The sequence below is a fragment of the Neobacillus sp. NPDC093127 genome (assembly GCF_044754175.1).
In the GTDB taxonomy this organism is placed as follows: domain Bacteria; phylum Bacillota; class Bacilli; order Bacillales; family Cytobacillaceae; genus Neobacillus.
The window spans coordinates 1-9,979 of the sequence record NZ_JBIVOP010000042.1; the positions used below are offsets into that span (position 1 = coordinate 1).

Consider the following 9,979-nt stretch of genomic DNA (forward strand, 5'->3'; position numbering starts at 1 on the left):
GCAAAATAGCCAACAATCCGAAAAAAATTTCAGAGGGTTGGCTATTCATCGTGCGCACCGTAAGGGTGCGCTATTTTTTTATATTTCGGGCTTACCTTTAACAAACCTGTTACGTTAGCTCAATAAAGAAAGAAGCTGCCACAGGCAACCCCTTTGATTAACTCTTGTACACGGTAGTTGTAGTTCAAGGATATGTTTTCAAGTGTTTATAGCTAATCAGTTTACCTCTTGTCTTTATCACAACCTCATCTTCCCCATAACTGTTATGAGCATGATAATAGGGGTACACCTTCAACGATATCTCATATAATCCACCAATTCTATACAACTGTTTTATTTTAAGGATTTCTGTGTCATAGGAAGCCCAAGTAAGACCTACTGGTGCATTTTTGTCATTCTTATAAATTTCAGTAAATGCTTTATCTACTGGTTCTCGATGGCTACTTATAAGTGCCATTTTTAGCGTTTCACATAATTCTGTATCAGCTTCATTTATTGTTTTCGCATTAACTCTTGTGTAAGTAATCAAATATTCCCCAAGGTAACCATAAAACGGGTTCTGTACCTACTTTCTCATCATTAGCATAATCACAAAACCGAATGGCTTCTTCTAAACTGGAAATGAAGCCATTTTCGTTTAGAGTGAAACCGAAATGTTTTTTATAGTCTTTTTCTAAGCCATTACACAAATATGAGTGAAATCCTCCGAACTCAAATCCAAGGACTTCGTATCCTATCATTTTTGAATCTTTTTCTTCAATGCGGATTCTGTCTAATATTAATTTTTCAATGCCGTATTGTTTTTCTTCTGGTTCGTTTTGAAATTCTTCATTTTCCAGAAATTCTTTGACATACGTTTCTGGTAATCCAATTCCGATGATTTTAGCATCAGTTAAATGGTAAAGAAAATTGTAAAGGAATTCTTTTGCAAGTTCTATCGTTGTAAATACCTGCGGATATGCAAAAATTCCTGCCTCAAACTTTTCTCCAACCCATTGTTCTATTTCTTCATAAATGTTTTGAGATATATTTAACTTTTGAACGTATTTATGTTTTTCTTCATCCGATTGCCCCCATAAAACATTAATTTCAGGATGAAAGTCACAAATACATTCACTAATTGATAATATGGTATCTGGAATTAAGTCTTTATCCATATATCCAGGTCGCTTTATTGGAGTAACAATATAATAACCGCCAGAAATGTATTTCATAAACCCTCTCCCCAGAATAAATATATACACTAATATATACTTCTTTCTCCCTCTTTTTTCCCTTTATATAACATTTCTTCTTCAACTTACCTGTCCTTATAAACAGTATATCAAGGCTTAGTATATAACGTTAATTAAGTTCCTTATGCTGAATACCCTGGGAGCAATTATAGGGTTCGGTATTTATCGACTATTTGATAAAATTAGACCCTTAACAAATGCAAATTAGAAAATGATTTTCATAAGAAGGCCTTAAATCCTTTAAAGAGATTAAGGCTTTTTCTATTAAACTATTCTTCCCCGTTCAACAAGATTTCCCACTGCAAGTTGCGCAGCAGGCACCTAAATATCAAAAGAAATCCAAAAATGCTGATTTAAACGCTGGAACCATTCTTTCAAAAAGTTCAATCTCTGTCTTGGAACCTTTCAAGTATCCCATCTCATAAAGCTCCATTGGTCTTGTATAACCGAAAAGAATCGCTGAGAGAGAATTAATGTTTAATTGAATCCCCTTTTTCGGAGCGTGGACACATTGGGCTCCTGTTTTTTCTTTATATACCTTGATTTCTCCCTTTCCGAGCAAATAGCTCCCATTATTCCAGGGTGCATGTAAATCTTCAAGATGCAGGAATAGGGACTCACTGTCCTGAATAAACGGAAATCTCCGCAAACATTCCTCAGCATTTACGACCCTCGCCATAAAATAAGGATATAATTCTGTTTTCACCTTTGGCTGCGGCATTAAATATGGTAAAGGATCATGAATGGGGAGGTTAATTGTCACGGTCTCCACCATGGAGTCATGCTGGCAGATGAAATTCCAAAGCCCGATTCTTCCTTCATGGTCAAGAGCAACGAGCTCCTCCACCGTCATTTTTCTTTCCTTTACCTCGTAGAGAATATAGCCCTTAGCCTCTTGATTGGAATTGTAATAAACAGCTAGCTGCGAATTTTCACTATAAACATTTTGTTTCCACCAATTTGTGTCGCGTTTGAGCATTCCTGTATATTGAGTGCAAAATTGGTCGTAAATCTTTTCAATCTCTTCATTATGAGTCTCTTTTGTATATCTTCTGATTAATCCTGGCTGCATTTCGAGGAACTTTAGGTCGATTTTTTCAATCGTTACCTTTTTTTGTTCACTTAATATTTCCCAGCCATATTTCCGATAGAAAGAGATTTCAAATGGGTGTAATAATGATACAATCTGCCCATTATTCTGCATGTGTTTTAACGAATCAATCATGAGTGTTTTTACATAACCATTTCGTCGATATTCCGGGTAGGTAGCGACTCCTGCAATTCCCCCCATTTCCCATTCAGCATCCTTCATGAAAACTTTTAGCGGAATCATATGCAGTTTGGCCGCCAGCCTATTGTCATCCCATATCCCTAAAATCTTGTGGTTTTTCAAGGATTCTTTTCTAGCTGGTTTGTCAGCTTCAGGTACCTTATATTGAAACGCATACTCTGACAGTTTGATTGCTTCTAAGTATTCATTTTCTGTTACTTCTCTAACTAACATGGATTCCCATCCCCTTCCTTTCTCCAATGAATGAAAGTTCTCTTTATTTGTTTACCTAACTATTACCGGTATTGATTATGATCAGGTTTAAACAATTCTTCATTAGAATTTCTAACTATTGAAAAATTGTCGACATTATAATGACCATGAAGGGTTTTATTATGATGAAGAATAATTTGCTCTGCAGATAAGATTTCTGAATCCAAAGTAGAATGGCCATCTCCAACCAATGTTACATCAAAGTGATTAACAGTTGCTGTTCTAACAGCCGTATCAATACAATGTTCCGTCTTGCATCCCATAATAACAAGATGTTCTATTGTTTGATCATTTAAATATTCTTTTAATGGTGTTCCATAAAATGGATTTGTAGCAGCTTTATCAAATATGACAGCAGTGGAGGGCACATTAATATCCTTATGTATCTGAAATCCAGACCCTTCCCCATTCGAAACATCTAAATCTCTTATAAAAACAATCTGCACTCTCTCGTTTATCGCTTTTTCAATTACAATATTAATATTTTGAATCAGTTTCTCTTTCTTAAATACTCCTTGTTCTTCACTATTACCTTCGACCAAATCCTGTTGCACATCAATAATCAGTAAAGCCTGTTTCATTTTATCTCTCCTTAGCTATAGATGTAAGTAAGTTGCCACTTTTAAGTACAAACAATATAAATTATATTCGTGACTCGATTTACAAATACCTTCTTACATTATTATTGATTTTGCTTGGCCCCTACCCATTTGAACATCTTTACGAAAAAAATAGCCCTTTAAAGGTCTTATCCATAAAATAGATACTGCTACTTATTAATCATCTTCAGAAATATATTGTCAACTTGATTTTTGCTATAATGGCCAATATACAGCGTTAATGTTTATTGGATAGGGGAGTCGAAGATGGAAAATAACGTTTTTGAACAACTAGCAAAAAGATATGATACAGAAGAAAGAATTGAATTAGCGAAGGTTATAGTTAAGGAAGTAAGACCAGAATTACGAAATAATAAATCAAATTCTTTAATTGACTATGGGAGTGGTACGGGGCTAGTTAGTTTAGAATTATCAGACTTGGTAGATTCCATTTTGTTGGTAGATTCATCCAAACAAATGTTGGAGGTTGCGAAAGTTAAAATTTCTCACCAAGGAATTACCAACGCAAAAGTACTTTATTCAGATTTTACTCAAGAAACTCCTGAACTTAAGGCAGACGCCGTTTTACTGTCATTAGTCCTTCTTCATATTCCGGATACTAAAAAAATTTTACAAGAATTGTTCAACATTTTAACTAATGGTGGCAAGCTAATAATTATTGATTTTGATAAAAACGAAAAAATTAATCATCCGAAAGTTCATAACGGTTTTTCACATGAAGAACTGAAAAAAAGATTAACCGAAATTGGATTTACATCAATCGAAATTAAGACATTCTATCATGGTAATCGTATTTTTATGAATCAAGATGCCTCAATGTTTATTTCCAGTAGTATTAAGTGATTCTTGTTTTTTGTTTCTTAGTTCACACAATCTCAAAAAAGAACCATTCCGAAAAGTAAAGTGGTGCTGGTGATTCTACAAAAAAATAACGGAATCAGTATTGCCTGACTCCGTTAGACATATCTATCTACTTTTTAAAGCTTAAATTGGGGGCTCACCAGTTTTAGGTCCTATTTTGCTTTTACCTTAAATTAGAACACTTCTACTGTTCCCCCATACCTTCAAGATTCTTTGACCCAAAGTTATCAAACAATACCCGCACTTCATCTGTTGACGTTGGTTGAAGCGAAGACCCAATCAAGTGAAAACACATTTTCATCACAAGAATCTCGCCTACGTTTTTTGATATGTTTAGCGGCGGAGTAATATCAGGGCGAAAACAGTTTCCAATTCCCTTCGGATACAACTTCGACCTCTCCATCGATCACTTTGATGGCGGTTTGATCATCAATTGCATACGCTGGCCCCTGCATCCCGGCGGCCCATTTCTCTGCAGCAGCCATCGTGTTATACGGCAGCATCCCCAGGTGCGGAAACATTGCAAAATCGACCAGTCCCAGCGTTTCATCACCACCGTTGGATGGAGTCCAGCCAACGAAGAATTCCCCGATGTTAGGTGCCATCACCATGCTCCCAGCACTCATTCCCACATAGACTGCGTGCAGCGACGGCAAGAGGTCTACCATCCCGGATTGCCGCATCCAGTGGCACAGGTAGAGGGCGTCGCCGCCCGACACCAGCAGGACGTCCGTCTCTCGGACCAGCGGCACCCAGCGGTCTTCGTCGATGCTTGGCAGTGCTGTGAGCTCTAGCACGCCGACGGACTTCCAACCCAGGTTGACCATGGGATTATCTTCTTTCCCGCTGATGAACTCCCAGGTTTTGACGCCGGGGCCGACCCAGGGGTGTCCGTACATCGCGGTAGGGATGCACAGGGCGTTGGAGTCGGCGATCGGCTTGCCCAGCATGTCAACCAATGCGTCATGTATGCTTTTGTTATTGACGCCTGCAGAGGTGAGCAGAAATTTCATAATTTTCAACCTCCCCAATATTTAATAATGTTTGATTAATGATGATTGATAATCGACTTTCACCTCTACCCGAATCATAAAATTTTTAAATTTACCCTCTAAAAATTTAAGATGTTTTTATTTAAAATTCTACACTTTCAATCAAAAATCCTTTTTAAATTAACCTCCCCGTTACTTTAAGTCATAAATGACTACTTCCCTTGCTGTGGATTGGAAATCGAACCCATGAATAACACTAAACCCGTTTCATCATCTGTAATCGCAAAGAAAAATGGCCGATTTACCTCCACCTCGAATGGTCCATCCACGGGAGCCGACGATTTAGTCATCTCTACGGAAGTGGCCCCAGCTGCCTCTGTGCCTTCTTCAAACACATCTATATATGTTTTTTGTTTCACTTTACTAATCATTAATGGATCACTTTCTTTAATCATTTTTGTGAAATTTGCACCTTCATTAAATGCTGATGTCATACCAAGCCTCTTTAATGGTTCATTCAACAATACTTCGTATTCCAATTGAAATTTCGGCAGCCTAACCGTTCCTTTAGTTTCATAGAATTCAGAGTTCCATTTCTCCCAATTTTCATTTGTAAGCATTTTTTTGAACTTTTCTAAACTGGAATTTTCTCTCGGAAGAAATACTTTCATGCTCATTTCCCCATCGCCATAAGGGAGGGAAACAGCCTGAAAGTCTTCATTGCCCATATAAGCTAATTCTTCATTAAGAAGCATGAAAGGCACATCTTTTGTGGTTCCGTCATCTAAATAAAAAGTACGTTTTTCTGTGTGTTTTTTATCAAATTCATACTTCCAATTTCCTTTAAAATAGATCGCGTTAATGAGGATGGCCACTAAATCGGAATCTAAAGGTGCATCAACAATTTTTTCTATTTTGTCATTCGTCGATTTTTTCACCCAATCATTGATCATTTTGGGGGACTGACTATCGTTTATATCGATTTTTTGTAAATTAGCATTAAAATAATCTTTGTTATTTTGGGCAAAATTGGTCTGAAAATGATACTTTTCGTTTAACCAAATTGAGTTAGCAACATTCAGCTGAACCTTCTTTGCGTTACTATTAAGCTTTGACAACATGGATGCATTCGCTCTATTCAGCTCGGTTACATTCATTCCTTCATTCTGCAAAACCTTTGCTATTTCTGTTTTCGTCTCCCCATCGGATCCGTTATATATCATGGACAATGCCATAAATAAACTCATAGGAGAAATGAAGGTATTACCATTTCCATCTGCTTCTACTTCCGACAACAAATCCATTCCCAATTTATTATTGAAGGGAATGATCTTTTTATAATCGTCCTTGCCAAAGTCTACATCACTAGAGATTTCCAAACCTAATGACTTATTTCCCGTTCCACAACCCGTTACCAATAGAAAGAAACTCACAAGTATAAATGGAGCTATTAATTTCTTCAATTTTTTAACACCCCTTTATTACATCAGACTGAATGACTCAGGAAAAGTGACTATCAACCTTATTGTTTAACAAAGCCATTATTTAAAAAGAGACTGCATTTCTTTTGGAATTAACCTTATATCTTGTACTTTAATGCTAGAAGCATCTTCCTTATGAGTAAGATGAATAATTGCCATTGTACCATTTCCAAAATCAAGAACTTCAAAATTATTAAAATCGGTAATTCCACTATACCCGTCTTTAATTTGAATAAATTTTTCTTTTGATAATGGATTTATTCCATTAAGATAAAGTTGTGTTAAAGCCTCGAAATTATCATCCATAAAAGTGTTTTTTACCTCAATCCCCGTTGTTAATGGTGTCTCTTTGATTTCTTTTCTTAATTTGAATATTTCATACCCCATAAAAATAATGATTACTACAAAAATAGCAATAATTCCATAGATAACTAATGTTTGTTTCTTCATAAATTCTCCCCTTTCTAGACGATAAAAAATCAAACAACTAAATGATTTACATTTTATTTACAATTAGTTTATCAGAAATTAACAGACTGCCTTTATACTGAACCTATACAAAGTCATGCTAATGGAGGTCCATGATGATCGAATTCATGTTTCGACTGATTATTCTGATTCCCATTTGCACAATTCTTTGACCGGATCACTAATGAAAGATTTCTCCTATACAATTTTCGTCACGAATTGGAAACCGATGCGGGATTTCAGTTTTATTTTCACTCACCTCTTCAACTATATTTGGATTTATTTGTACCAGCTGATATCCCCTTTTTAAGACAATCTACCAAGTAATTTCCCAAAACTCACGATCTGCCAGCACAAGATCATAGGGTGTTTTGATATTCGCCCACTGAATGCTTCGTTTATTCGAAATAGGCAGCGCTTCTTCACCATTCCAACTAGTATAATATTCTACAATCCCACTAGCCTGAAGGGCATTGCCAATATATGAATGGAGCAGCCCCAAACATTTTTCATCGGTTGCATTTCCTTTCAAACCTTCTTTTAAGAACAGAAAACTATAACTGCAAGCCACTTGATAGTTGAAAGTAAAATGCGGACTATAGGAAAATCTCGATTTAGATCCACTATCATAATTATTCTCGAAGGATAAATGGGCAAAATCCAATTCAGTTTCATATACATTGGGCTGTTCAGGAGACACTGGGTTTAAGCCATAGGTGCCCTCCGGCAGGTTTACAGGTGAGGCTAGATATATGTATTGGGTCAAGAGTATTTTCCTCCTTTATGCTAAGCAAACAATGTCAGACAATTGTTGTTCTTAAGGCGGTTCTATTTTACCTCTTCAATTTCGCTAATCTCGTTAACAAACAATGCAGTAATTCCTGTTCTCTCTTTTGCAAGCCCAGGTAGTCTTTCCCATAGATTTCGATATTGTTGCAAATCTGGCAGAGCAATACTATATTTGGCATTCGGGTCGCTCATTCTTTGTAATGTCTCCCCTAGTATGGCAAGAAAGTAATTCACTCGCATCGCATTTCTTGAGCCACACCCTTTTACTTCGATGATCCATCTTTCCTTCCCCCGATAAGCATCAATATCAATTCCAGGAGTCTTTGCCCACGCAACCTGAGTTTTCCAGCCTTTAGAAATCAGGTCATTATGGATAATATCCTTTATCTCATCTTCAGATATTCCGTCCTTTGGCCTCTCTCTGAAGTGAGATTCATGTATGTTTTTAATCTTAAAGTCACTTAAATAATTCCCAATCTTTCCATCCGACCTTTTAACTCGTTGAATCAATCCACGTGATTCCATATCCCTACATGCTATATTCACATTTTGCTGAGGTTTTCCATGCCCCATTATTTTGTCAGTAATTTCTCTATCCGTAAAACCATCATCAACTTTCAATAACTCAATTATTTTGTCCTTTAATGTAAGCAATTTTTTCTCTCCCCCTATATAATAGGTCATAGTTAAGCACTTCTATTTATTCTCTATTTCCTTTAACCACTTAAGAAACTTTGGTTTGTTTCTTTCATACCAATCATTACATATTAAATATTTTTCCTGGTTGATGGTTATATCTTTAGCCCAGTAACGGTCGTACCCATTTATTTTTCTCTGATCCGAAAGCGGTGAATCCCAAACAACCTTTTTCAAAAAAGGATAATTTATATCGAATGTCGATTTACAATATTTCGCATCCAGTAATAGTTCGGTTCTATCGATTGTCATTAATTGTTCTCTAACAATTTTCTCCATGGTTGTTCGGACTAGAATTCCCACTTTAATCTGGTCTTGTGTATCCTCCGCCTTCGAAGCTTCCTGACTTTCTTGTTCATAATCTCTTATCCATTTTTTCATAAATTTAATTCTCTTTTCTGTTGAAAGTCCGCTTACATCTTGTTCCAATAAGTACAATACATTTGCCCTGAATGCTTTTTTATCCATAGATGTTCACTCATTCCTTCATCTTCAATTAATAGAATCGGTTTTCCCCTTTGATTTAAGCTCCTTCATACTAATAGTCATATTGATCTAATCTTATAATAGATTATTTGGATTATTTCTCCAATAGGGAACTGATAATCTGATTGCTAAGATCATTTTGGTAAAGTAGAAATCTACTCAAAACATGTTATCATTAGAAGGAGAATAATTTTGGAGGCAATCATGAAAAAACTCGTCAATGTAGTCGCAGCAATTATCGAAAATGAACAAAATGAAATTTTATGTGCTCTAAGATCTCCTGATATGTCAATTCCAAATATGTGGGAGTTTCCTGGTGGGAAAGTGGAAGCCAATGAGGACATATTCTCGGCATTAAAAAGAGAAATTGCTGAAGAATTAGCTTGTAAAATAGAAACTTCAGATGAAGTATTTAACGACAATACCCATGAATACGAAACCTTTATCATTAACTTAATCTCAATTAAATGTAAAGTTATTGAAGGAACACCTATAAAAAGTGAACATTCCAAGTTAATTTGGCTAAAGCGTGAAAATTTAGATTCATTAAAATGGGCACCGGCCGATGTTCCAGCAGTTGAACAATTAATCCAAGAAAAATAGTCTTCTCGGGATGAGAAGACTATTTTTTAATCATCGGTACCATTCATAATATAGTTGTAAAGCTTATTTTCTATAGGATTTTCCATTACCAAGTTCATATGAACAACTGGTGATTACGGCCAAAGGAATTTACCACTAACGCCATCTTTTTTACCACTCTACGCCAATATTTTTACCAAGCATCGCCAAGCTCTTTACCAATAAA

General features: G+C 36.0%; 12 protein-coding genes. 2 read left to right on the forward strand and 10 right to left on the reverse strand.

Annotated elements, in window-relative coordinates:
• Positions 1–184: 184 nt before the first annotated feature.
• The 4 genes from ACIQCO_RS27485 to ACIQCO_RS27500 all read right to left on the reverse strand — a co-directional run bounded on the left by ACIQCO_RS27485 (position 185) and on the right by ACIQCO_RS27500 (position 3,359).
• Positions 185–457, reverse strand: coding sequence for a DUF3888 domain-containing protein (locus tag ACIQCO_RS27485; RefSeq protein WP_400435302.1), 273 nt, complete (start codon positions 455–457; stop codon positions 185–187).
• A gap of 49 nt (positions 458–506) precedes the next feature.
• Positions 507–1,214 carry a hypothetical protein gene (locus tag ACIQCO_RS27490; RefSeq protein ID WP_400435304.1) on the reverse strand — a complete coding sequence of 236 codons (708 nt, stop codon included), beginning with the start codon at positions 1,212–1,214 and terminating at the stop codon, positions 507–509.
• Between the two features lie 349 nt (positions 1,215–1,563).
• Complete coding sequence (locus ACIQCO_RS27495) at positions 1,564–2,739, reverse strand: GNAT family N-acetyltransferase (RefSeq protein WP_400435306.1); 1,176 nt, start codon at positions 2,737–2,739, stop codon at positions 1,564–1,566.
• 62 nt (positions 2,740–2,801) lie between these two features.
• Positions 2,802–3,359, reverse strand: coding sequence for an isochorismatase family protein (locus ACIQCO_RS27500; protein WP_400435308.1), 558 nt, complete (start codon positions 3,357–3,359; stop codon positions 2,802–2,804).
• A gap of 285 nt (positions 3,360–3,644) precedes the next feature.
• Between ACIQCO_RS27500 and ACIQCO_RS27505 the strand changes: the two genes are divergently transcribed.
• Positions 3,645–4,241: a class I SAM-dependent methyltransferase gene (locus tag ACIQCO_RS27505; protein WP_400435310.1), complete on the forward strand. Its 597-nt coding sequence runs from the start codon at positions 3,645–3,647 to the stop codon at positions 4,239–4,241.
• A gap of 368 nt (positions 4,242–4,609) precedes the next feature.
• Here ACIQCO_RS27505 and ACIQCO_RS27510 read toward each other — a convergent pair whose 3' ends face one another.
• The 6 genes from ACIQCO_RS27510 to ACIQCO_RS27535 all read right to left on the reverse strand — a co-directional run bounded on the left by ACIQCO_RS27510 (position 4,610) and on the right by ACIQCO_RS27535 (position 9,153).
• Positions 4,610–5,272, reverse strand: a complete 663-nt coding sequence (locus tag ACIQCO_RS27510) for a Type 1 glutamine amidotransferase-like domain-containing protein (RefSeq protein ID WP_400435312.1) — start codon at positions 5,270–5,272, stop codon at positions 4,610–4,612.
• A gap of 191 nt (positions 5,273–5,463) precedes the next feature.
• Positions 5,464–6,714 carry a serpin family protein gene (locus ACIQCO_RS27515; RefSeq protein WP_400435314.1) on the reverse strand — a complete coding sequence of 417 codons (1,251 nt, stop codon included), beginning with the start codon at positions 6,712–6,714 and terminating at the stop codon, positions 5,464–5,466.
• A gap of 78 nt (positions 6,715–6,792) precedes the next feature.
• A complete protein-coding gene (locus tag ACIQCO_RS27520) occupies positions 6,793–7,182 on the reverse strand; it encodes a hypothetical protein (RefSeq protein ID WP_400435316.1) in 390 nt (129 codons plus the stop codon).
• Between the two features lie 334 nt (positions 7,183–7,516).
• Positions 7,517–7,966 carry a hypothetical protein gene (locus ACIQCO_RS27525; protein ID WP_400435318.1) on the reverse strand — a complete coding sequence of 150 codons (450 nt, stop codon included), beginning with the start codon at positions 7,964–7,966 and terminating at the stop codon, positions 7,517–7,519.
• Positions 7,967–8,028: 62 nt separating this feature from the next.
• Entirely contained in the window at positions 8,029–8,643 is a 615-nt protein-coding gene (locus ACIQCO_RS27530) for a MarR family transcriptional regulator (protein WP_400435320.1), read from the reverse strand.
• Between the two features lie 42 nt (positions 8,644–8,685).
• Complete coding sequence (locus tag ACIQCO_RS27535) at positions 8,686–9,153, reverse strand: hypothetical protein (RefSeq protein ID WP_400435321.1); 468 nt, start codon at positions 9,151–9,153, stop codon at positions 8,686–8,688.
• Between the two features lie 222 nt (positions 9,154–9,375).
• Here ACIQCO_RS27535 and ACIQCO_RS27540 point away from each other — a divergent pair, with 222 nt between their 5' ends.
• Positions 9,376–9,774 carry a (deoxy)nucleoside triphosphate pyrophosphohydrolase gene (locus tag ACIQCO_RS27540; protein WP_400435323.1) on the forward strand — a complete coding sequence of 133 codons (399 nt, stop codon included), beginning with the start codon at positions 9,376–9,378 and terminating at the stop codon, positions 9,772–9,774.
• The last annotated feature ends 205 nt before the right edge of the window (positions 9,775–9,979 follow it).